The organism is Bacillus cereus group sp. MS39, assembly GCF_040448665.1.
GTDB classification, from domain to species: Bacteria; Bacillota; Bacilli; order Bacillales; family Bacillaceae_G; genus Bacillus_A; species Bacillus_A wiedmannii.
Window position 1 is genome coordinate 3,698,431 of record NZ_CP123058.1, and the last position, 22,268, is coordinate 3,720,698.

Here is a 22,268-nt window from a genome sequence, read left to right on the forward strand (position 1 = left end):
TTGTAAACAAAAAAGAGGGGATTGTCCCCCCTCTTTTTTTAATTTTTCTTTAAAAGAGCTGCTCCTGCAATCCCTGGGTGTGTCATTTCGAATGGATCTAGAATTAACTCTAAATCTTCTTGTGACAATACACCATTTTTCACACAAAGTTCTCGAACGGATTGCCCTGTCGCGATTGCTTCTTTCGCAACGCGAGCTGCTGCTTCATAACCGATATGAGGGTTCACGGCTGTAATAATTCCTACACTCTTCTCAACATACTCTTTTAAGCGATCTTCATTCGCTTCAATTCCTTTTAAGCAATTATCTGTAAAGGCACGGAAACCATTATTCATAATGCTAATTGATTGAAGTAAGTTGAAAACAAGTACTGGTTCCATAACGTTTAATTCTAATTGTCCTGCTTCTGAAGCAAGGCAAATTGTATGGTCGTTACCAATTACTTGGAACGCAATTTGATTAATTACTTCTGGCATAACAGGGTTTACTTTCCCTGGCATAATAGATGAACCTGGTTGACGAGCAGGTAGCATAATTTCCGCTAAACCAACGCGTGGACCTGATGCCATTAAGCGAAGGTCATTTGCAATTTTAGACATATTCATCATACATACTTTAAGTGCTGCAGATACTTCTGTGTATGCATCCGTATTTTGCGTTGCATCTACTAAGTCTTCTGCACCAACAAGTGGTAATTCACTGATTGCAGCTAAATGTTTTACAACTGCTTCAATATATTCTGGATCTGCATTTAAGCCTGTACCAACTGCAGTTGCTCCCATATTTACTTCATATAGATGTTGACGTGATTGCTTGATACGTTTCATATCACGTTCAAGTACGCGAGAATACGCTTTAAATTCTTGTCCAAGACGAATTGGCACAGCGTCTTGTAAATGTGTACGACCCATTTTAATAACATGATCGAACTGCTCTGCTTTTAATTCAAATACATCGTGCATATAACCCATCGTTTGTAATAAACCTTCTAATGCGTTTAATGTTGCGATATGAATCGCCGTTGGGAACGCATCGTTTGTTGATTGCGCCATGTTTACATGACTATTTGGACTAATATAATGATAGTCTCCCTTTTCCATTCCTAATAACTCAAGAGCACGATTGGCCATGACTTCATTTGCATTCATGTTCATTGAAGTACCTGCTCCGCCTTGGATTGGATCTACGATGAAATGATCATGCCATTTTCCATCAAGAATTTCTTGAGCGGCTTCTGCGATCGCGCCGCCCTTGTTCAATTCCAATCTTCCTACATCTGTATTAGCAAGCGCTGCAGCTTTTTTTACAATTGCGAATGCTTTAATTAAGCCTTCATGGATTTTGTATCCTGTAATTGGGAAGTTTTCAACTGCACGCATTGTTTGTACGCCGTAGTATGCATAGTTTGGCACTTCTTTTTCACCTAAAAAATCTTTTTCAATTCGAACACCGTTTTTAACTTCAGTTAATGTTGCCATGATTATTCACTCCTTAACGATTTCTTATGCTGCTTTTGTTTCTTTGACTGTTTCTACATATTGTTTTGCTTTCTCATTATCGAATTCGCCTTCCCACTTCGACATAACAATGGCCGCTAATGCATTTCCTAACACATTGACAGATGAGCGAATCATATCTAAAATGCGGTCAATTCCCGCAATTAACGCGATACCTTCTAGTGGTAACCCCATTGAACCTAACGTTGCTAATACAACAACGAACGATGCACCTGGAACTCCCGCCATACCCTTGGATGTTAACATGAGAACGAATAATAACGTTATTTGCTCCGTTAGTGACATGTGCACACCGTACATTTGTGCAACAAACAATGCCGCTAACGCTTGATAAATAGCCGATCCAGTCAAGTTAAATGTATAACCTGTCGGAATAACGAAAGAGGCAACTGCCTTTGGACAACCGAACTCTTCCATTTTTCTCATTATATTAGGTAAAACAGCTTCTGAACTTGCTGTCGTAAATGAAAGAATAAGTTCTTCTTTTAAAATTTTCATTAATGTAAAAATGTTTACGCCAACCATTCGTGCATTAATACCTAATACAATCACAACGAATAGTATAACAGTTACATATACAGCTAGCACTAGTTTTCCTAAAGGAAGTAATGTTGCTACACCAAATTTTGCAACCGTAACAGCAATTAATGCGAATACACCAAATGGTGCAAATTTCATAACTTGATTTGTAACCCAAAACATCGCTTCGAGTACACCTTCAAAGAAGTTAAAGACAGGCTTTCCTTTCTCCCCAATTGCCGCAACTCCTAAACCGAATAATACTGAGAAGAAAATAATCGGTAATAAGTCACCTTGTGCAATCGATTCAAATACGTTTTTCGGTACAATATGAACAATTGTCTCAGCAAAACCTTTCTTCTCTGTAGCATCTGCTGTTTGTTTATAAGAAGAAATATCACTTTGCTGTAAGTTACTCATATCAACGCCAGTACCTGGTTGGAATATATTCGCCGCAAGTAATCCCATTAAAATAGCGATCGTCGTAATAATTTCGAAATAAAGAATTGTCTTACCACCCAGTTTCCCAAGCTTCTTCATATCTCCTACACCTGCTACCGCAACAATTAATGCTGAAATAACAATTGGTACTACAATCATTTTAATTAAGTGAATAAATATATCCCCAATTGGTGTGATATAAGAAATCGCCGTTTTATTGCCGTAAAAGATTGCCCCTACCACAATCCCTAAAACAAGCGCGACAAAAATTTGTGTTGCCAATCCGAATTTTTTCATTTATGTTCATCCCCTTCATGCGAACGCTTTCATTTCGTATTTATAAAAGCTTACTCACACATCTTATAGGCGAACCTACAAAATCATACAAAAACCTACAAGTTCGTCACAAAAAATTCGAATTTTTTTCTTATAATATTCATTGACACATATTCCGTAAAAAGAAATAAAATATACTTGATAAAACATCAGATTATTTCGTATAATCTAAAAGATATATGTATTCAAACTAAAAAGGATGAAAAGGAGTGGATATTATGAAAAATCATGCAAAGAAATCCATTATATCTATTTCTTTTCTATTTCATTTTCATAAAAAGGAACAAAGGCATTCGCCTTTGTTCCTTTTTTATTGCGATCTATATAGGGGGAATTGTTATGAAGCCATATAAACGAGTCTTAATTAAATTAAGCGGCGGCGCACTTGCTGATCAATCTGGAAATAGCTTTAACTCGAAACGATTAGAACATATCGCAAACGAAATTTTATCCATCGTTGATTTAGGCATCGAAGTCTCCATCGTAATTGGTGGTGGTAACATATTCAGAGGTCATTTAGCTGAAGAATGGGGCATTGATCGCGTAGAAGCTGATAATATAGGGACGTTAGGAACGATAATTAACAGCTTAATGCTTCGCGGCGTTCTAACTAGCAAAACTGATAAAGAAGTACGCGTTATGACTTCCATCCCTTTTAATGCAGTAGCTGAACCATACATTCGCTTACGTGCAGTCCACCATTTAGATAACGGTTATATCATCATTTTTGGGGGCGGTAACGGGCAACCGTTCGTTACGACAGATTATCCAAGTGTACAAAGAGCCATTGAAATGAATAGTGACGCCATATTAGTCGCAAAACAAGGCGTAGATGGTGTCTTTACAAGCGATCCAAAACATAACAAATCAGCGAAAATGTATAAAAAACTAAACTATAACGATATAGTTAGGCAAAACATACAAGTAATGGATCAAGCCGCTTTACTACTTGCCCGTGATTATAATTTACCAGCACATGTCTTTAACTTTGATGAGCCTGGCGTGATGAAAAGAATTTGTTTAGGTGAACATGTTGGGACGTTAATTAATGATGATGTTTCGATGCTGGTGCATGAAAAATAATATTTTTTATCGGAAGTTTTGTTCATCTCCAGGAATTATTAGCCTTTTACAAGCAATTGATCTCTCACCTCGCCCCTTTGCTTCAGCCGAATTTTGAGGTGGGAATCTTACTGCTCGTTAATGCAGGATAAATAGTCCCCTACTTTGTATAACAAGGGGACTTAAGTTTTTATCGTAAACTTATCAGGACCATTTATAATTTTAGAATTTATTTACGAAAGCTCTTCTGAATCCCACACTTCAATAAATTCAAATCCTTTTAAATCACTTTGTTCAATAAGATTCTTCAATTCATCTGAAATAAAAACAGCCGTGGGATGAATTTTCCCATTTATATAAACCTTAAAAATCATCTCATTTTGAACAGTATTACTATTAAATGCGAATTTTTCGCATCCTATTATTAAACCTGTAATCAGTTTTTTAAAAATTGCTTTATCACTATCAATTGCATCTAGTACATTCAACACATGGACCAAGTAATATACCTCACTAGTTGAATCGCATAAAAGTGGTAAGAATTCAACATTATCGCCTATTGAAGGTTCTAATAATGCTTTTGCTTTTTCACTAACCATTAGGGCACCAATTTCTCCCCAGAATTGTGGAAAATCACTGGCCTTTCCTTCTTCTAAACATTCAATAGGTAACTTTCTCCATGAATCTTTTAATTTTATTGTAGAGTTAAACTTCCCTTCAAAAAACTTTTTATCTTCTTTATAATTTAATAATTGAAAAGACTTATAGTTATCAGAGGAACTTCTTAATTCCCAAATCTTCATACTTTCCCTCCTACAGGATCTGTTACTTACTCAATTTTTATTACTTTGGTTGATTTAGTTTTATACTGCCATCTAATAATCCTTCTCTGATTGTCTGGAGCGCTGCAACAGCATCAGCTTGAGTACCACCAAACTCTTTAATCTCTGTCAGAGTATTATATACTAATTCTATATACTCAGGTCCATGATTACCTATATGCATTGCCTCCGTAGTTACATATTTACTATCTATTGCTCGATATCCAGGTAAAAATACTCCGTTAACAGCAGAGCCTCCAATAGGCCAAACTATTTTGTAACTATCAATAATAAAGTATAAAACAAGAAAGAACCTTCTATTTTTGAAGGTTCCTTCTCACTTCTCTACTTGTTAAATAAACAATACAACTTCCTATTTACTATATTCTAAATTCCCAGTATCTCAGTTAAATCATCACAAATAAAAATCCACCAGTCCTGCTAATTTCTCCTTACAACGCTCCCAAAAAGATAACTTCTCAAAAAATTCTTTCGTCATTTCTTTTGAATCATGAATATCTTGCGCTAATGCCTCGTTCACTTCTGATACGATAGTTCCACCATGAATATACAAATTCATCTCATCATTAATATAAAAGCTACGTGCGGTTATGTTCATTGTACCGATAACAGTTAATTCATTATCAATCAGCATTAACTTTCCATGAAACATCCCTTTTTTATAACCATATACCGTAATCCCGTTATTAACAGCTTGACGTATGTAAGGATAGGCCGCCTCTTTAATGAGAGGAATATCTGGTTTATATGACCAAAGTATTTTTACTGTAACGCCACGTTTTTGTGCCGCGATTAAAGCGTTCATTAACTCTTTATTTTTCGCTATAAAATAAGGCGTCGTAACGACAACCGAATGCTTCGCTTGGTTTATTAACTCAACATATTTTTCAGCGACGTGATGCCCATTGTAACTAGCCATCGTATGTAATGTGTTCCCTTTACTAGCTTTATTCGTACTTCTCTTTATATCTTCTTTCGTATCTCGTTTCCAATCTAAAGCAAACTGTTCTTCTAAATCTTTTGCTCCTTCTCCTTTAAGCCGTACATGATAATCACGCCAATATCCAAATCGCTTATCTTTCCCTAAGTACTCATCTCCTATATTAAATCCGCCTGTATAGCCAATTTCCCCATCAATCGTCGTAATACGGCGATGATTACGATGGTGAAGTGAATAAAATCCGAATGGCAATTCCGGTTTTCTACTATATGTAAAATGCACGCCACTTTCCCGCAATTCATTTATCATCTTTCTTTCAAATGATAAATCATTAATGCGATCAACTGATAAATAGACGTTTACTCCTTCTTTTGCCTTCTCTTTTAATAAGTTTAAAAAAGTATGGCTACTTTTGTCATCCGACAAAATAAAAAAATACGTGTAAATAGATTGCTTTGCTTCTCTTATGTCAGTAAATAACTGTTTATAAAATGACTTCCCTTTTACATATAATTGAAAGTCACTATAATGAGGAGCGTACTCTGTCGGCATATTTTTCCCAGCTTCCATTTTTCTTCCGAGTGTGACGTCAATATGCATCCAAATTAATATAAAAATAAATATAGCCATAATAATAGAAATAACTCGCAATATTTTTTTAATCATTTTAATTTCCTTCCGCTCGTTTTCTTTCCACCTTTCTATTTTGTCATTCAAATTTAGATTTCATGCTTCATACAAAAAAGGATGCGACTTAACGTCACACCCTTTTTTATATTAAACAAAGTTCCTCGCATCATTATTTCTTCCAAATTTATAAATAGCAATTAAGAAGAATGCTACCGCAAAGGCAAATAAGATTAAAATATTTAAATACAAATCTGAAATTGGAATTCCTTGTTGTAGTTTTGATACCGTATCTAATAGCCATCTTTGCGGAAGAAAATCAGCTACTTTTTGCACTGCTTTCGGCATAATGTCATATGGGAAATAACATCCAGCGAGTAAACATGTCGGTACAATGATCATATTTTGCAGTGCATTTGCCGATGCTGAGTTTTTCGAAAATGCGACAAGCACTAACGATATTCCAATCGCTATTAAAGCAAATAGCATGAGTACGCCAAGCATCACTATGAAAGGCATATTGATATTCGTATGAAAAACATTCGTTAGGAATAGGATTGTAATCAAAATTTGTATTGTGAGTATCATCATATTTACCCCGACATTAGATAATATGAATTTCTTCCCATCTATCGGCGTTGATAAGAGTCTAAAATACGTTCTATTTTCTTTTTCTTTTAAAATATAACCTGATAAGTTCGCTGCTGAAAACAGCATAAACATAATAAGATAACCCATCGTTTGGTTTGTCATATCTTTATTTTTCGAAGTATCTTCTAGCGTCTCAGTTTTCATTTTAAATGAACCTTTTTGATATCCTGCGTACATAGTATCAAATGCACTTTGATCTGTTCCTGCTGCTTTACTAATAGCTGCTACATTATCAATATAATTGTATAAATATGATTTTATAAATCCTGTTACTTGATCACCTTTAATCGATGAAATTTCAATATGATTTGGTTTCCCTTCTCGAACACTTTTTGAAAAACCAGAATCTACTGTAATAACTCCATCAAGTTTTTTGGAAGTGAGTTTATCTTCTACTTCAGATTCTTTAATTTTACTTACCTTTACATGATTTAATCCTTCTAAAAATTTCACCGTATCATTTGCTATAGATTGATTTTCTTTATTAATAACCCCGATATTTAACGTCCCTTGCCCCATATTCCCATACATCGAGAAGGAGATTAGTGTTCCGATTATCGGCAAACTAATAATAATGAATAACCCTTTTTTATTTTTCAAAAGTACAGATAACGTTTTTTGTATGAGCCATAAAATATCTTTCATACTATAGCCCCTCCCGTCTACGTAATGCAATAATCGCAATTAATAAAAAGAGTGCTGAGATTCCAAGATTTAAACATATTACCGGTAGTGCTGCTCCTACATCATTTGCATAAATAATTTTCATAACAGCTGTGTTTGCCCACGTTAATGGTGATAAATTCGTAACGAAATTTTCTTCTATTACGAAATATGCACCACCAAAAATAGAGGCTAATTGCACAACTACAAGAATAATTGCTCTCGATGATTCAGCTGTTTTCGTAATATATCCGATCCCTAAACCGAAGCTAATTGCTAGGAAGATTTGTGTTAATAAAATAATAAATATGATTCCAAGATGATCGCCCCAATTCGCTTGAAAGACAAATTTACTAAATAACATGACAAGTAATACGCAAAGGGCATTTGCTACTAGGCTACCAAGTACTTTTCCAATGAATATTTCAGCCTTACTTATAGGTGCAGCAATGAGACGATCTCCTGTTTTACGTATTCTTTCTCCTCGAATTAAAGAACTCGCTCCCATCCCAGCATATAGTGCAATCATCGTCGTCATTACAACCGCATAGTAATCCATAGAACCTGGCTTTTTCGCAGCTTGTAAAGATGTTTCTTTTATATAATCATTATGATTTCCGCTTGAAATAACCGCGCTCACCTTACTAGGATCAACTTTTGCAACTTCGGCGGCTACATTGTACTTATCAATAAATGTTGTAAGCATGCCTTCCACAATACTTCCCTCAATACTACTTTTGTCACTTCCGTACAATTTTGCGCCATCTTTATTTAATTCTACATAAGCAGCATATTTATTTTGCTTCACTTCTTCTTTCCCATCTATACTGCCGGAAACTTTTTTAAAATGAATACCCGATTTATCGACTTCTTTCGTAAATGCTTCGAACGATTGAGAAAACGTGCTACTCGCTTCATCTTTGTAGAGCACTTGTATATCTTTAATCGCTTGACTATCGCTATCAAATGCATTCGTTAATGCTGTTCCTAACACAAGCATAAGTACAATCGGAAATGCTAACATAAAAACTAAAGTTCTTACGTCTCTGAAATCTCTTTTAATATGCATAACTGCAATATTGAAGATGTTCAATTGATGAACCTCCCTTTACCTTTTCTTCATTTACCTTTTATTTATCTCGTAAGTTTCTTCCAGTCAACGTAAGGAATACTGTTTCTAAGTTCGGGGCCTGCTCCTCTAACGAACGAATTTCAATGTCATGATTAATGAAATGCTGAATAATTTTATTTAAATTATTTACTCCTGCATCCGAGTTTACCTTGATTACGTTCTCTTCAATTTGAACAGCTTTCACACCGTTTATCTCTTTTAATTTTTCTACATCTAAATTTTCTACTGATTTTACTTCAATCCAAATGTCTTTCGTATCGGTAATAATCGCTTTTAACTGTTCTTTCGTTCCTTCTGCAATCACTTTACCGTGATCTACAATTGCTATTTTCGTACAAATCTCTTCTACTTCTTCCATGTAATGGCTCGTGTAAATAATAGTACTTCCCATTTCATTTAATTTTCGAACAGACTGGAGAATATAGTTTCTTGACTGCGGATCAATTCCAACTGTCGGCTCATCCATAATAATTAACTTCGGTCTATGAGCGATCGCACAAGCGATATTCAATCTTCGTTTCATCCCGCCAGAAAAGTTTTTCGGGTAACTTTTATGCTTATCACTAAGCCCTACAAATTGAAGTGCTTCCTCTACTCTCGCTTTTAGCTCAGCTCCTCTTAACCCGTACAATCCAGCAAAGAATTTCACATTTTCATAGGCAGTTAACTCTTCATAAATCGCAATATCTTGCGGAACGATACCGATGTTCATTTTGGCAAATCGATTATGTTTCTTTATATTTTTTCCTAGTATGCTAATTTCACCTTCATTACTTCTTAACAATCCAGCAATCATATTTATCGTTGTACTTTTACCAGCACCATTTGATCCTAAAAAGCCAAATATCTCTCCTTCTTTAATAGATAAAGACATATTATCTACCGCGATGAAATCACCAAATTTTTTCGTTAAATTTTTAATTTCTAATGTATTCATCATTTCACCCCTATTTCGGTTTCTCTGCTTTTAGTATAAACAAAAAAAATGAACCTGCTCAGTGCAGAAGTTCATTCTTTTCACATGAGATTATTCACTTTTTTCATATGAGATGATTCATCCTCGTCATAATTTCCTAAATGGGCAACAGCATCGTTACTGAAAAACCACTTCTTCCGTCTACAATAATTTTTCCGTTTACTGATGCTGTTCGCTCCTCCATCCCCATAATCCCGAGACCTTTCTTAACGAGAGCTGCACCTTTTCCATTATCCTTCACTTGTACTTTCACCATCTTGTTAAGTACATGAATATCGATTGAAATGACTGTCGCATCAGCATATTTCATCGCGTTCGTTAGTGCCTCCGTAACATTTTCACCGATAATCTTCCACTGAATTGGAGAAATCATATCTAAATTCCCTTTATATACGAAAGGAATATTTATATCATGTTTACCGGCAAATTCCTCTATAAATAATTTCATACGATGAATACCAATTTGCTCAGTTGGCGGCTTCATATTTTTTAATGTAACCCGAATACTTTCAATTCCATCTTTCGATATATGAATTGCATTTTGTAATAACTCGGCAGATTTTTCTTTATCTATCCCCATTAACCTCTTTGCTGCTTCCATTTGAATTAGCGCCCCTGTCATCGAGTGGCCAATTTTATCATGAATTTCTTGTGACAACCGATTTCTCTCTTCTAACTTAAATGTGTACTCTGATTGCTTTATGTACTCTTTATTTTCATGTAAGCTTTTCGTCAGCCGCTGCATATCTTTGCGCATCTTATCATTTTGTGATTCCAGCTTTAATACACGAGCGATATAACGATCTGCCATAGTTAATACGATAAAAGAAAATGCAACAATTAATCCATATGTCATCCGAATACTTTCTTCTGTAAAGATAATAGGAATCATCATAATGCTAAAGATCAGCCATTTCTTCTCTATATAACGAAATATAATTTCATATAAGTTCAATGGTAAAAACAAAATAAAAAACGGATGAACCTTCCATGCAAATAATATAACTACTCCAATTGACAGAGAAGTTAATATGTTTTTGTGCGTATCTTTTTTAAATATAGAGATTAGCACGTTTACAGAAAGATATAAAAGCAAAGTAAGTATAATCCATGGTAAGTTCACAACATTTAAATAAATGTAACTAAACACAATATATATAAATACAATTAATTTACTTACAATTAACCAAAATTCCATATCTTTAATCTACTTTCCCTGTTAAGTAATAAATCGCAATTTGTGTGCGATGTTCAAGTCCAGTTTTCCCTAAAACTGATGTAATATAATTTGCAATCGTTCCTTCTGATATGAAAAGTTGCTTTGAAATTTCTTTATTCGAGAAACCTTTCGCAATTAATGCGATAATACTAAGTTCTCTTTCTGTAAAAAGACTTGTATCTATTTTGCATTCTTCCTCTTTGCTCTCCATTAAATTGCTCTTAATTTTATCAAGCACTACATCTTGCATAACAGTTTGACCGTTATATACTCCTTTTATTGCATCACGAATACGCTCTGGATCATTATTTTTTAATAAATAACCTTTCGCCCCGTTCTTCACTGCGTCCAAAATATATTCATCATCATCGAACGTCGTTAAAATTAGTGGTTTCGTTTCCGTTTCTTCACAAATAAATTTCGTTGCCTCTACCCCATTCATATTTGGCATGCGGACATCTAAAAGAGCGATATCAACGTCGTTCTTTTTACAATATTCCACTGCTTCTTTCCCATCATTTACTGTATCTACCACTTCGAACTCTTCATATGTATTTAAAATAATTTTCATGCCTTCTCTAATAAAAGAATTATCATCCGCTATTAATATTTTAATTTTCATGTTTGTTAGTATGGACCTTCCCCTACTAACATTCACATCCTTTCTTCACGTAACATTTCTCACTTGCTCATTATATACTTCTTTTTACCATTTTTTCACACCTTTTTTCATATAGCTTCCTTCCTAAAAATATATTATTCTTTTTTTACAACATGTGTAGGGTGACCTATCATTTCTTACGTCTATATAATAGAATGCGTCAAAAAGGAGGGAGAGACCCATTGAGGAAAAACAATTAATTGAAAAAGCACAGCAAGGAAGCGAACATGCTTTTCGTATCCTTGTGCAAACATATCGTCATTATATTTTTCAAGTTATCTTTTCTATTTTAAGACATGAAGAAGATACAAAAGATGTTACACAAGAAGTATTCGTAAAAATTCACGCCTCTCTCCCTAATTATCAATTTCGCGGATTAAAAACGTGGATGGCTCGTATTGCCACCAATCACGCTATTGATTATAAGAGAAAAAAAGCTAGAGAAAACGAAGAACTCTCCTTATGTAAAGAAACTGAGGAAAATATAAAATCCTCTCATAATGTTGAGGCTTTATTATTGACGAAAGAGCAAAAATTACTCATTGCTCAAAAACTGAGAGAACTTCCTGGAAATTACCGTGACGTCGTTCTCGCACATTACTTAGAAGAAAAAAGCTATCAAGAAATTGCTTTACAGGAAAACATCGAAGTGAAAACAGTCGAAATGAAACTGTACCGGGCAAGAAAATGGATTAAAAAACATTGGAAGGAGGAAGAGTTTCTATGATGCATTATTCAAAAGAAGATTGGCGCAATTATACTTTAGATTTTATAGAAAGCAATGAACGTGAATCTATGGAAGAACACCTTTATGAATGTGATCATTGTTTAGCACTTTATATGGAAAGTATCGATGAACAACAGGAAAACCTTCCAATGATAAATGATGATTCATTTACGAACGAAGTTATGGCGAAAATTGATTTTGAAACGCTACAACCTAATGAAAATATAAAAACAAACTCACTAAAGCGAACGATTATTCACTACATAATTGCTACGGCAGCTACAATTATTTTTATGGTAAGTGGTTTATTCCAGTATATTTTCACAGCGACATCAAATTTCGAGAAATCTTCAAAACATAACGAGTCTTCTATCTCACAACAAATTGTAAACAAATCGGTAGATACATCAAAAAAGGACGGAGGTTCAAAGCATGAATAAAAATCCCTTTTTAGCACTTGTATTAGGGCTAATTCCCGGGCTTGGACATTTATATTTAAAGAAATTTGGAAGGTTTATTTTATATAGCGGAGGGGCTGTATTTCTATTTATCTTTGCAGCATTTTGTACAATAGCATTAGGAGCGCGTGATATTGCTTTTCTTTCTCTATTTTTACTCTTCGTATTATGGGCGATCAATTTATTAGATTTAGTCATCACTATTATTAATCAATCGAAAAAACAAGCAACCAGAGAATTTACAGAGTCCTCTAAAGAGAGCGAACGATTTTATATCATTCTTCTATCAATCATCCCTGGACTTGGACATTTTCAATTAGGACTTATGCAACGTGGACTTACATTTTTAGTAGCTTGCACAGGAATCGGAAGTATGATTATTTTCGTTGCACTTTTAACATCGCAAGAAAGTTTCCTTATCTTCCTTATTACATTACCTGTTTTATGGATTTACAATTTCTTCGATGTTGTTCAGCAACTCCAGAAAAAAGAACGTGGCGAGCAACTAGATGATCGTACTATTTTCGAAGAGTTTGAAGAGCATCGTGAACAAGGAAAGAAGAATAAAACATTCGCTTCTATTTTAGCGATGTTCCCCGGAGCAGGACATATGTATTTAGGTTTACAACGCCGCGGCCTTCAGCTTATGGCAGCCTTTTTACTATCTATTTATTTGCTCGACTTATTAAGACTTTCTGCGTTTTTATTTTTAGTACCAATCATTTGGTTCTATAGCTTTTTTGATGCGTTACAGCAAACTGCAAAATATGGAAAAGAACGTGTTAATGACGAACCTATCATAGATTATTTTATCAATCATCAAAGATGGATCGGTATCGGATTAATTACACTCGGTGGTTACTATTTATTAGATCAAACAGTCCTTCCTATTTTGAATGACTATTTTGCAACTATATTTAATATTCATCTTAGCGAACTATATTATCGCTATTTCCAAACATCTATCGTTGCACTCCTCTTAATTGGTGGCGGCTTTAAATTGTTACTTGGAAACAAAGAAAACAAAGGTGGTACAAACGAATGAGAACATGGCGCGTTGGAACATTCTCAATGGGGCTTTCCATTATTACATTAGGTTGTTTCTTACTATTTTCAGTCATTAAAGGCACTCAAGTATTGGATACACTAACTGCATGGTGGCCTGTTTTACTTATTATACTTGGCGCTGAAATTTTACTATATCTTCTATTTTCTAAGAAGGAACAATCATTTATTAAATATGATATTTTTAGTATTTTCTTTATCGGCGTTTTAGGAAGCGTTGGAATTGCTTTTTATTGTTTATTATCAACTGGATTGCTAGATGAAGTTCGTCATTCTATTAATACCACTCGCCAAACGGGTAATATCCCAGGTGGACAACTTGATATACCTGAATCTATCAAAAAAATTGTAGTGGATGCAGGGCATCGTCCTCTAACAATAGAGGGAAATAATACAAATCAAATTCACCTTCTTGGAACATATGAAATGACAACAAAAGCTAATGAAAAACTCAATTTAAAACAAGAAGATTTCCTTTCCGTTCAAACAGCTGGGGAAACGATGTATGTAACATTAAAATCATTACCCGTTCAACATAAATTCTTTAACTCAACACCACAAGTGACACGGACACTTGTACTTCCGCAAAATAAAAATGTAGAAGTTCGTGCTTCAAATAACGAACTATCCCTTTATCCAGGTCAATTACAAAACAATTGGTTTGTACAAGAAAGCTCAAGAGTGTCTGTCCATCTTGAAAAAGAGAGTGATGTGTCTTTAACAGCAGTAACAAATCAAAAAAACACACATGGAAACACACCTTGGGAACAAGTAGAAGATTTAACGAAAAAAGAAGATAATACTTCAGCAGAAAATCCAAAATTCAACGAGCAAGAACATTGGTATAAAAGTTCGATTAAAACAGGAAATGGGACTTACAAGTTAAATATTGAAAGAGCTTATAATATAAATATGAGTATTATTGAAAAATAAAAAACCTTCCACAATTGTGGAAGGTTTTTCTCATATAATTGCTTTAATTCCTTCTAACACTAATCCAATCATAAATCCGCAAACAGCCCCGTTTACTCGGATCCACTGTAAATCTTTACCTACATTATTTTCAATCATTTCAATTAACGTTTTATCATCTAACTTATCAAGATTTTCTTGTACAAGTTTTCCGATTTTCGAATGATTCTTTTCAACAAGTGTCACAACTTGTTTTTGTAACCAACCTTCTATTTTTTGAACAGTCTGTTCGTCTTCTTTTATTTTATTCATTTGTGTTTGTAAAAATGGAATAACATATTTATCCGTAAATTCTTCATTTTTCACAAAAGTAATTGCCATTTGTTGTACTTGCTCCAGCATCTCTTTAATTTTGTCAGTAGCATCCCAATTGGCAATCCATTTTTCTTTCCAATTTTCTAATTCCTTCAGTAAAGCTTCATTTTCTTTTACATTTATAATTTCTTGACGAATTTTGGCTAATACAAGTTGTCTTGTGCTATTATCTGCATCTTGTAAGCTGTTAATATTGCTAATAATAAACTTCTGCAAAATGCCGCCAATTTTATCTTCATCTACAATATTCATAAACGATTTCAAAGTAAACTGTAAGAATCCATCTACTTTTATATTTTCCATCGCCTTCATACCTAAGCTTCCGAGTTGGTAACGCGCTTCATCTTGCGCTGTCCAATCTTTCACTTTTACTAAAATGTAATCAAGTGCCTTTTCATCATATTCTTGCACAACTAATTGATCAACAAGCACTTGTAAAATGTTACTTGTATTAATTGTATGCAAATATGTTTTCATTTCTTTTTCAATAATAACCGCTAACTTTTCTGTATCTATTGAAACAATTGCTTTCTCAGCAATCGTTACAATTCCTTTTTTCACAGCATCAGACTGCATTTCTCTCTCAGCTATTTGCAGCACCATTTGCGCTAGCTGCATTTCTTTTACTTTATTCGTAATACTTTCTTTCGTTAGCCACTCATTTTCTAACGTATTGATGAGCCCTTTCGTTACTCTCTTTCGATTTTTAGGTAACAAAGCTGTATGCGGAATTGGAATTCCCATCGGATGACGGAATAATGCTGTAACTGCGAACCAATCTGCAAGCCCGCCAACTAACCCAGCTTCAAATCCCCCTTGAATAATCTCTCCAGCTACCGTTCCTTGAAAAGGGATAGAAGCCGCAAAGCCTACTCCCATAACCCCAAGCGAAATACCCGCTATATATTTAGTCTGTAATGACATCGTATACACATCCTCTTATTATGTAAAATAAAGCTTTTTGTTGTATTTATTCCATATTAGTTATCCTTTATATATACTATAAAGAACTATTGTGAAAATAACAAAGATTTTTATGTACATGAAAAAATGAGGCTACAATTAGCCTCATTCTTCTTATTGGTGCTTATTCCGAACCTTTCTTATAATATCCATTCATTACATCTTTCGGAACCATACTACCTCCAGTTCCCCACACAATATGAGTACTGTTCTTCATCATCTCCATTAACTTTCGCTTTTGTAAATACTCATCTTCTTTACATACTTTCACTGGCCCTATCATACCCGCTAACGCAGAAGGCTCTAAATAAATATTTTCCGTATCCGCCAGTTCTTTTAACAACTTATATAACTCTTCATCACTTACTGTATAATTCCCACTCAAAAATGGTTCCATCGTTTTACCGACAAATCCTGATGGTCTTCCTACTGCAAGTCCGTCTGCATCTGTTACATTATCAATACCGATATCTTGAACGGCAATTTTATCATGAAGTCCTGTCATTAATCCGAGTAGCATACATGGTGAATGTGTCGGCTCTGCAAAGAAGCAATGTACGTTGTCTTTATACAATAACTTTAAACCAAATGCGACTCCGCCAGGTCCGCCCCCTACTCCGCACGGAAGGTAAACGAATAAAGGGTGCTCTTCATCTACTACAATCTCTAACTCTTCTAATTGCTTTTGTAAACGCGATGCTGCTACTGCGTATCCTAAAAATAAATCATGTGAGTTTTCATCATCTACAAAATAACAGCTAGGATCTGCATCTGCTTGCTGACGCCCCTCTTCTACTGCTTTACTATAATCAGCTTCATATTCAATAACGTTTACACCTTTACGTCTTAATAAATCTTTTTTCCATTCTTTTGCGTCCGCTGACATATGAACAGTTACGTTAAAACCTAGTTTCGCACTCATAATCCCAATGCTTAGCCCTAAATTACCTGTAGAACCTACCGCAATTGAGTATTTTGCAAAAAACTCTCTACAAGTATCACTGTCTAAAATAGAATAATTATCTTCTTCTGTTAACATCCCATGCTGCAAAGCTAATTGTTCAGCATGTTTCAGCACTTCATAAATCCCGCCCCTAGCTTTAATTGATCCTGATATTGGAAGCTGACTATCACACTTTAATAGCACTTCTCCTAATATAGGTTGCCCGTAATTTTTCTCTAAAGACCTTTTCATAGAAGGTATCTTCACTAAAGGTGATTCTATAATACCGCCTGTTTCTTTCGTTTCAGGAAAAACTTTCGCAATATATGGTGCAAAACGCTTTAATCTCTCTTCCGCATCTTGTACATTCTCTTCATTCAGTGGCGAATCTATTATTGCCATTTCATACTTTTCCATGTTCGGATTCATCCAAAACACTTCTTCTGTTGCGATCAATTTATTTATTAGTGGATATTGCTCTTTTAATTTCTCTATTTCCTTCATTTCTCTTCCTCCTCATAACCTTGTAGCTTACGATTCAATAAATTATAATTAAATTAATTTTAATATAGTTTAACATAAATTATTCACTTCAGTTAATTTTAATTTAATTTAGTTAAATATAATTTAATAATTAGTAAGGAGATTTTCATTATGGAAAATATAGATATTGGTAAAAAGATTGAAAAACAAAGAAAAGAAAAAGGTTTAACGAGTAAAGAACTAGCAACGATGGCAGGTATTACACCATCTATGTTAAGTCAAATTGAGCGTGGGTCTGCTAACCCTTCTATTCAAACATTAAAAGTACTCGCTAAAGCTCTTGATGTTCCAACATTTAGCTTTTTACTTGAAGATACAAATACAGACGATTTAATTGTACGTTCTCATAAACGAAAAAAAATGATTATCGATAATTTATCATATGAATTGCTCTCACCTGATTTCACAGGAAATTTAGCAACAGCAATTATGACTGTTCCGCCGAATACAGCTTCATCAGAAAATGTACTAGAACATAAAGGTGAAGAGTTAGCATACGTATTAGACGGGAAAATTACATTACATTTAAATGAAGAAGAATACATATTAGAAACGGGTGATAGCGTAAAAATACCCGCTTATTTAAAACATAAATGGGTAAATCAATTTGAGAAAAATGCAATTGTTTTATTTTCTGTTACTCCGCCGATTTTTTAATACATAATAAAAAGATAGCCACGCATGGATACACTCCATAGGTGGCTATCTTTTTATTTTTTCGGCACGAACATAATCCCTAAACTAATAACAAAAAAGCTCATTATTTGCTGTACTGATAAACCAAATAAAACCGAATTTTGTTCACTGACAAGCGAAAGAATGATATGAGCAAACCCTTCAATAATTAGAAAAACACTTATATTCTTTCCATTTCCGAGCCTTTCATTTTTCATCCATAACAAGCCGATTATACAAAGGGCAAGGACGATCTCGTATGCGAAAATGGGATGATATAAAAATTTAGATTCATATATTTTCACACCCCAAGGCAATGTCGTTTGTACACCTATTTTGTGGTTGAATAGAAAATAAAAAATAATACTCATACATAGTCCAATAGGTAATGCATCAAGTAAAATACGAAGCGAAAATTGTCCCTTTTTACTTTTCCAAACAATGTATATACTCGCAATTATGCATCCTACTATCATATGCTGCATACTTCCTACAGCTAATAGTGCCTGCAATGGCGACCTAAAGGCCCATACTGGATTTAAAATTGCCGGTGCAAATTTCCATACAAATACGATGATAAGAAAAGCATTTGTTACTGCATCCATCATTTTTTCATATGGTACACTTTGTTTCTTCATCTTTCGTTTCATCAACATAAATCCAAATAAACTTCCAATTATAAGAGATACGGGTTGTAACTTCACGATCCACTCCATCACTATGAAATCCCCTCTTTAACTCTCAATTAATTTCTTAAATTTCTCTTCTAATTGATCTGGAGGTAATACGCCTCGTACTTGCTCTACGATAATTCCATCTTTATTAACAAAAAATGTCGTTGGTAATGAAAATACTTTATAATCTAATCCAGCTACTCCGTCCATATCTAGTAAAACAGGAAACTTAAATCCGTGACGATCTGCAAATGCACTCGCTTCTTGTACTGGATCTCCAATTGTCGCATTTACCGCAAAAATTTCAACATCCTTTTTATATTTATCATACATACGAACTAAGTCAGGTGCCTCCATTTCACATGGGCCACACCATGATGCCCAAAAATTAATAAGGTATGGCTTTCCTTTTGCATCATTTAACGAATACAGCTTCCCGTCTAACCCTTTTAATGTTATGTTTGGCGCTTTAAATCCTACTTGTGGTAATACTTCTGTTTCTTGTAACTCCGCTTGTTTTGCTTTTCTTTCTTTTTCTTCTTTCTTTGTATTATAAAAATTAACTCCGGCCCAAATTAATGCCCCGGCCAGTATAATCGCAATTAGCTTCTTCACTTTTCTTCCTCCTCATTTTTAAAAGCCTGTAAATCCACCGAATAGACGAATAAAGAATGCGGTAATTTTCGTCATTTGATTTGTATACAATAAAACCCCTGTTACAATCATCATTCCACCGCCAATTTTCATCATGACATTGGCATATGTAACAATCCATTTTACCTTCCCAATAAAGAATGCCATCACGAAAAATGGAACCGCAAACCCAAGAGTATACGCGGTAATATAAAGAAGTGCTCCCTCTGGATTTGTTGCACCAAGCATGAGTACAGCTGAAAATATCGGTCCAACACATGGCGTCCAACCCGCTGCATATGTCATACCGACTAAAATTGAGCGAATATATCCAGTCGATTTACTGCTGTATTGTACTTTTTTCTCTGCCATAAGCCACTTAGGTTGAAACAAACCTGTCATAAACAGTCCCATCAAAACAATAAAAACCCCACCAATTTGTTGAATCAATTTTTGGTTAGATGAAAATGTTATTCCAATCCAACTTACCGATAAACCTAACGCATAAAATATAACCGAAAATCCGATCATAAAAAATACGGTATGTATAATCGCTGATTTTTGCATCATTCCACGATTCTCTTTTAAATCTTGAATAGACACACCTGTAATATATGATAAATAAGATGGATATAGCGGTAAAGAACATGGTGATATAAATGACAATACCCCTGCCCCAGCTACAAGCCAAATTGTTAAATCTGCTGCATTCATTTTACTCCCCCTAAAGCACTACAATAAGTAGTGTTAATTCTTAAAAAAAAGAGGCTATATGCACTCTCCGACAATAAGTACAATCGACATACAGAATAAACCTAATGTTACATATACCGAATTCGTATGTAATGGAATATTGAGCTTAACAACTTTTTCATTTAACACTTGCTCGATTCGTAAATTTATTGCTGTTTTTGCAAATGAAGCTGTCACACATCGATTTTCCATTGTCTTTATTTTAATTAATTTTAATAACGCACTACCTAATTCGAATGAAGATTTCATCTTTTGCATTGCATATTTATCAGCAGCTAGCTCCTGATATACATGATAGCGCTGCAATAACCCTTTTAATATCGGGATGTACATCATTCCTTCTGCTAATAGCGTAAAACAAAATAATTTTAACGGATCACGATTATTTTGATGATATTCTTCATGGAAAATAATTGCATCCATTTCTTCATCTGAAAATGTTTGAAGCATCCCTTCTGACATGACAACTTTCGGACGAAATAACCCAATTGTAAATGCTGCAACTTCCGCGTTCGGCAATATATATATTTGTTTTCCTTTTCGAGTGAAAGGGATAAGTACTTTTTGTAATTTTTTACTATAGAAAAATTGTCGCCAAATTCTTTTGCACACTATGAGTACTGTAAGTAATAGTAATCCAGCAATTATAATACGAATGAGCGATAATTCCTTCATATGTTTTTCTAATTGAAACAAGCAAAAATTCGAAAAAAAGAACGCCTTATTTTGAAACAGAAATGGATATGTAACGTAATACACTAACATACTGAAAAAGAGGGTACTAACAATTACTGCTAACAATACGATTTTACGCATTTGCCATTTCATTTCATTGATCCTCTTTTTTTAACTGACTCAATTTGTCTTCTAATTTTTTTATTAAAGTCGGATCAGCCTGCTCTAACTCATCTAGCATATGATTTACAACTAAATCTCCAAATTCCCCCATCAATTCCTGTGTCATTTTCTTCGTTTGATTGGATAAGAATTCTTCTTTTGTTTGTACAGTACGATATATGCCACTTCTTTTCACCGTCTGTTTTTCTAAGTGTAATTTCTCTACTAACCTGTTCATAACTGTCATAACAGTGTTAAAATTCACAGGTGATTCTTCACTTAATTTCTGCTGCACTTCTTTAATCGTAATACCCTCGGTAGACCAAACAATCTCCATAATTTTTGCTTCAAGAGGTCCAAAAAAGTGATTTAATCCTTGCTCATTTAATTTATAGTTTTGAGTAAACATAGTATGGCTCCTTTCACACTACAAATTGTAGTACAAATTAAATGAAAGGTCAAACAAGAATGATATACACTAAAATTCACTACCTATAAATACGTAGGCCATTCCATTCATTTTAAACCTAATTTCTCTCCAAATGTCTCAAAGAGATACTGCTCTAATATTTGTACATTAAACTTCTCATTGCGCCCAAGTGCAAATAATTCCCGATCCTTTGCTACGATAGTATCTAAAGGAATAACGACATTATCCACTATTTTTGTAATTTCAATGATGTTACTTTTTACATTTACCTCTGTTTTAAATTCAACATTTTCTAATACGATATGTGAACGTCTTCCTGATGTAAAAAAAGTAAAATTAGGATTTTTAACAACGCCAATTTCAGCCTCTAACGCATATAAATAGTGAAAAATTATATCTCTATGTCCATCTTTTATTATTTTTTCATCCTTCTCATCATCTAAGTATTCTTTCACCTTCGCTGCAAACTCAAATCGAAAATCCACCTTTTTCACGCTCCCTCTTTGTATTTTTATATTAAATAAATATACTGAAATAATTTTACCATATTGTAATACAAGTTCCTATTAAAAGTAAAAAACGATTTGTGAAATCTCTACTATTTCCGATTCCTTTTTAAAGTATAAACACTAATTCAATTTGAATTAATGCTTCGTTATATCCATTTAAACATATTGTTTCCATATTTTGAAAC

At 34.1% G+C, this 22,268-nt stretch carries 23 protein-coding genes and 1 pseudogene; 6 read left to right on the forward strand and 18 right to left on the reverse strand.

Annotation, left to right across the window (positions count from 1 at the left end):
• Positions 1–38: 38 nt before the first annotated feature.
• The gene (gene aspA / locus QEP67_RS19130) at positions 39–1,478 is read right to left on the reverse strand and encodes an aspartate ammonia-lyase (RefSeq protein ID WP_000224182.1); all 1,440 of its coding nucleotides are present in this window, start codon (positions 1,476–1,478) and stop codon (positions 39–41) included.
• Between the two features lie 24 nt (positions 1,479–1,502).
• On the reverse strand, positions 1,503–2,774 hold the full coding sequence (locus tag QEP67_RS19135) for a cation:dicarboxylase symporter family transporter (RefSeq protein WP_048566879.1): 1,272 nt from the start codon (positions 2,772–2,774) through the stop codon (positions 1,503–1,505).
• A gap of 378 nt (positions 2,775–3,152) precedes the next feature.
• Here QEP67_RS19135 and pyrH point away from each other — a divergent pair, with 378 nt between their 5' ends.
• A complete protein-coding gene (gene pyrH / locus QEP67_RS19140; protein WP_000806137.1) occupies positions 3,153–3,896 on the forward strand; it encodes a UMP kinase in 744 nt (247 codons plus the stop codon).
• A gap of 212 nt (positions 3,897–4,108) precedes the next feature.
• On the opposite strand, the gene QEP67_RS19145 is transcribed toward pyrH, so the two are convergent.
• The 8 genes and pseudogenes from QEP67_RS19145 to QEP67_RS19180 all read right to left on the reverse strand — a co-directional run bounded on the left by QEP67_RS19145 (position 4,109) and on the right by QEP67_RS19180 (position 11,547).
• Positions 4,109–4,678, reverse strand: coding sequence for a DUF1629 domain-containing protein (locus tag QEP67_RS19145; RefSeq protein ID WP_048566878.1), 570 nt, complete (start codon positions 4,676–4,678; stop codon positions 4,109–4,111).
• 40 nt (positions 4,679–4,718) lie between these two features.
• Positions 4,719–4,949: pseudogene (locus tag QEP67_RS19150) on the reverse strand (AHH domain-containing protein); the annotation flags it as partial.
• Positions 4,950–5,111: 162 nt separating this feature from the next.
• Positions 5,112–6,323: a cardiolipin synthase gene (cls, locus tag QEP67_RS19155; RefSeq protein WP_000591894.1), complete on the reverse strand. Its 1,212-nt coding sequence runs from the start codon at positions 6,321–6,323 to the stop codon at positions 5,112–5,114.
• A gap of 111 nt (positions 6,324–6,434) precedes the next feature.
• Positions 6,435–7,580: an ABC transporter permease gene (locus tag QEP67_RS19160; protein ID WP_000651864.1), complete on the reverse strand. Its 1,146-nt coding sequence runs from the start codon at positions 7,578–7,580 to the stop codon at positions 6,435–6,437.
• 1 nt (position 7,581) lies between these two features.
• Entirely contained in the window at positions 7,582–8,691 is a 1,110-nt protein-coding gene (locus tag QEP67_RS19165; protein ID WP_341056113.1) for an ABC transporter permease, read from the reverse strand.
• Between the two features lie 37 nt (positions 8,692–8,728).
• Positions 8,729–9,667: an ABC transporter ATP-binding protein gene (locus tag QEP67_RS19170; RefSeq protein ID WP_064449823.1), complete on the reverse strand. Its 939-nt coding sequence runs from the start codon at positions 9,665–9,667 to the stop codon at positions 8,729–8,731.
• A gap of 136 nt (positions 9,668–9,803) precedes the next feature.
• Complete coding sequence (locus QEP67_RS19175) at positions 9,804–10,904, reverse strand: histidine kinase (RefSeq protein WP_000397644.1); 1,101 nt, start codon at positions 10,902–10,904, stop codon at positions 9,804–9,806.
• 4 nt (positions 10,905–10,908) lie between these two features.
• Positions 10,909–11,547, reverse strand: coding sequence for a response regulator transcription factor (locus QEP67_RS19180; protein WP_048566877.1), 639 nt, complete (start codon positions 11,545–11,547; stop codon positions 10,909–10,911).
• 283 nt (positions 11,548–11,830) lie between these two features.
• Here QEP67_RS19180 and QEP67_RS19185 point away from each other — a divergent pair, with 283 nt between their 5' ends.
• The 4 genes from QEP67_RS19185 to exsE are packed head-to-tail and all read left to right on the forward strand — an operon-like array spanning position 11,831 to position 14,769.
• Positions 11,831–12,313 (forward strand): RNA polymerase sigma factor, encoded by a 483-nt coding sequence (locus QEP67_RS19185; RefSeq protein WP_001195480.1) that lies wholly within the window; start codon positions 11,831–11,833, stop codon positions 12,311–12,313.
• On the forward strand, positions 12,310–12,753 hold the full coding sequence (locus QEP67_RS19190; protein ID WP_000972354.1) for a hypothetical protein: 444 nt from the start codon (positions 12,310–12,312) through the stop codon (positions 12,751–12,753). The genes QEP67_RS19185 and QEP67_RS19190 overlap by 4 nt, the downstream gene beginning before the upstream one ends.
• Positions 12,746–13,816, forward strand: a complete 1,071-nt coding sequence (locus QEP67_RS19195; RefSeq protein WP_353706377.1) for a hypothetical protein — start codon at positions 12,746–12,748, stop codon at positions 13,814–13,816. The genes QEP67_RS19190 and QEP67_RS19195 overlap by 8 nt, the downstream gene beginning before the upstream one ends.
• Complete coding sequence (exsE, locus tag QEP67_RS19200) at positions 13,813–14,769, forward strand: exosporium protein ExsE (RefSeq protein ID WP_001261435.1); 957 nt, start codon at positions 13,813–13,815, stop codon at positions 14,767–14,769. The genes QEP67_RS19195 and exsE overlap by 4 nt, the downstream gene beginning before the upstream one ends.
• A 30-nt stretch (positions 14,770–14,799) precedes the next feature.
• Here the strand turns inward: exsE and QEP67_RS19205 are convergent, their stop codons facing one another.
• Both QEP67_RS19205 and QEP67_RS19210 read right to left on the reverse strand, forming a co-directional pair.
• The gene (locus QEP67_RS19205) at positions 14,800–16,047 is read right to left on the reverse strand and encodes a DUF445 domain-containing protein (RefSeq protein ID WP_000058330.1); all 1,248 of its coding nucleotides are present in this window, start codon (positions 16,045–16,047) and stop codon (positions 14,800–14,802) included.
• A gap of 163 nt (positions 16,048–16,210) precedes the next feature.
• Positions 16,211–17,533 carry a D-serine ammonia-lyase gene (locus tag QEP67_RS19210; protein WP_000658360.1) on the reverse strand — a complete coding sequence of 441 codons (1,323 nt, stop codon included), beginning with the start codon at positions 17,531–17,533 and terminating at the stop codon, positions 16,211–16,213.
• 150 nt (positions 17,534–17,683) lie between these two features.
• Between QEP67_RS19210 and QEP67_RS19215 the strand changes: the two genes are divergently transcribed.
• Positions 17,684–18,229, forward strand: coding sequence for an XRE family transcriptional regulator (locus tag QEP67_RS19215; protein ID WP_000427657.1), 546 nt, complete (start codon positions 17,684–17,686; stop codon positions 18,227–18,229).
• A 53-nt stretch (positions 18,230–18,282) separates the two neighbouring features.
• On the opposite strand, the gene QEP67_RS19220 is transcribed toward QEP67_RS19215, so the two are convergent.
• The 6 genes from QEP67_RS19220 to QEP67_RS19245 form a co-directional block, all read right to left on the reverse strand.
• Positions 18,283–18,963 carry a prolipoprotein diacylglyceryl transferase family protein gene (locus QEP67_RS19220; protein WP_353706633.1) on the reverse strand — a complete coding sequence of 227 codons (681 nt, stop codon included), beginning with the start codon at positions 18,961–18,963 and terminating at the stop codon, positions 18,283–18,285.
• An 18-nt stretch (positions 18,964–18,981) separates the two neighbouring features.
• Positions 18,982–19,536, reverse strand: coding sequence for a TlpA disulfide reductase family protein (locus tag QEP67_RS19225; RefSeq protein ID WP_000733169.1), 555 nt, complete (start codon positions 19,534–19,536; stop codon positions 18,982–18,984).
• An 18-nt stretch (positions 19,537–19,554) separates the two neighbouring features.
• Complete coding sequence (ccdA, locus tag QEP67_RS19230) at positions 19,555–20,268, reverse strand: cytochrome c-type biogenesis protein CcdA (protein ID WP_000990449.1); 714 nt, start codon at positions 20,266–20,268, stop codon at positions 19,555–19,557.
• Between the two features lie 54 nt (positions 20,269–20,322).
• Positions 20,323–21,135 (reverse strand): M56 family metallopeptidase, encoded by an 813-nt coding sequence (locus QEP67_RS19235; protein WP_000871947.1) that lies wholly within the window; start codon positions 21,133–21,135, stop codon positions 20,323–20,325.
• A 1-nt stretch (position 21,136) separates the two neighbouring features.
• The gene (locus QEP67_RS19240) at positions 21,137–21,553 is read right to left on the reverse strand and encodes a BlaI/MecI/CopY family transcriptional regulator (protein ID WP_000495070.1); all 417 of its coding nucleotides are present in this window, start codon (positions 21,551–21,553) and stop codon (positions 21,137–21,139) included.
• 107 nt (positions 21,554–21,660) lie between these two features.
• Positions 21,661–22,059 (reverse strand): DUF3942 family protein, encoded by a 399-nt coding sequence (locus QEP67_RS19245; RefSeq protein WP_002108594.1) that lies wholly within the window; start codon positions 22,057–22,059, stop codon positions 21,661–21,663.
• Between the last annotated feature and the right edge of the window lie 209 nt (positions 22,060–22,268).

Bases quoted from the DNA above. Each gene is read 5' to 3' on its own strand.
- cls (WP_000591894.1), bottom strand. From the start codon at position 6,323: ATGATTAAAAAAATATTGCGAGTTATTTCTATTATTATGGCTATATTT.
- aspA (WP_000224182.1), bottom strand. From the start codon at position 1,478: ATGGCAACATTAACTGAAGTTAAAAACGGTGTTCGAATTGAAAAAGAT.
- QEP67_RS19210 (WP_000658360.1), bottom strand. From the start codon at position 17,533: ATGAAGGAAATAGAGAAATTAAAAGAGCAATATCCACTAATAAATAAA.
- QEP67_RS19190 (WP_000972354.1), top strand. From the start codon at position 12,310: ATGATGCATTATTCAAAAGAAGATTGGCGCAATTATACTTTAGATTTT.
- QEP67_RS19220 (WP_353706633.1), bottom strand. From the start codon at position 18,963: ATGGAGTGGATCGTGAAGTTACAACCCGTATCTCTTATAATTGGAAGT.
- QEP67_RS19170 (WP_064449823.1), bottom strand. From the start codon at position 9,667: ATGAATACATTAGAAATTAAAAATTTAACGAAAAAATTTGGTGATTTC.
- QEP67_RS19240 (WP_000495070.1), bottom strand. From the start codon at position 21,553: ATGTTTACTCAAAACTATAAATTAAATGAGCAAGGATTAAATCACTTT.
- QEP67_RS19145 (WP_048566878.1), bottom strand. From the start codon at position 4,678: ATGAAGATTTGGGAATTAAGAAGTTCCTCTGATAACTATAAGTCTTTT.
- QEP67_RS19175 (WP_000397644.1), bottom strand. From the start codon at position 10,904: ATGGAATTTTGGTTAATTGTAAGTAAATTAATTGTATTTATATATATT.
- QEP67_RS19180 (WP_048566877.1), bottom strand. From the start codon at position 11,547: ATGAAAATTAAAATATTAATAGCGGATGATAATTCTTTTATTAGAGAA.
- exsE (WP_001261435.1), top strand. From the start codon at position 13,813: ATGAGAACATGGCGCGTTGGAACATTCTCAATGGGGCTTTCCATTATT.
- QEP67_RS19215 (WP_000427657.1), top strand. From the start codon at position 17,684: ATGGAAAATATAGATATTGGTAAAAAGATTGAAAAACAAAGAAAAGAA.
- QEP67_RS19135 (WP_048566879.1), bottom strand. From the start codon at position 2,774: ATGAAAAAATTCGGATTGGCAACACAAATTTTTGTCGCGCTTGTTTTA.
- QEP67_RS19235 (WP_000871947.1), bottom strand. From the start codon at position 21,135: ATGAAATGGCAAATGCGTAAAATCGTATTGTTAGCAGTAATTGTTAGT.
- QEP67_RS19195 (WP_353706377.1), top strand. From the start codon at position 12,746: ATGAATAAAAATCCCTTTTTAGCACTTGTATTAGGGCTAATTCCCGGG.
- pyrH (WP_000806137.1), top strand. From the start codon at position 3,153: ATGAAGCCATATAAACGAGTCTTAATTAAATTAAGCGGCGGCGCACTT.
- ccdA (WP_000990449.1), bottom strand. From the start codon at position 20,268: ATGAATGCAGCAGATTTAACAATTTGGCTTGTAGCTGGGGCAGGGGTA.
- QEP67_RS19205 (WP_000058330.1), bottom strand. From the start codon at position 16,047: ATGTCATTACAGACTAAATATATAGCGGGTATTTCGCTTGGGGTTATG.
- QEP67_RS19160 (WP_000651864.1), bottom strand. From the start codon at position 7,580: ATGAAAGATATTTTATGGCTCATACAAAAAACGTTATCTGTACTTTTG.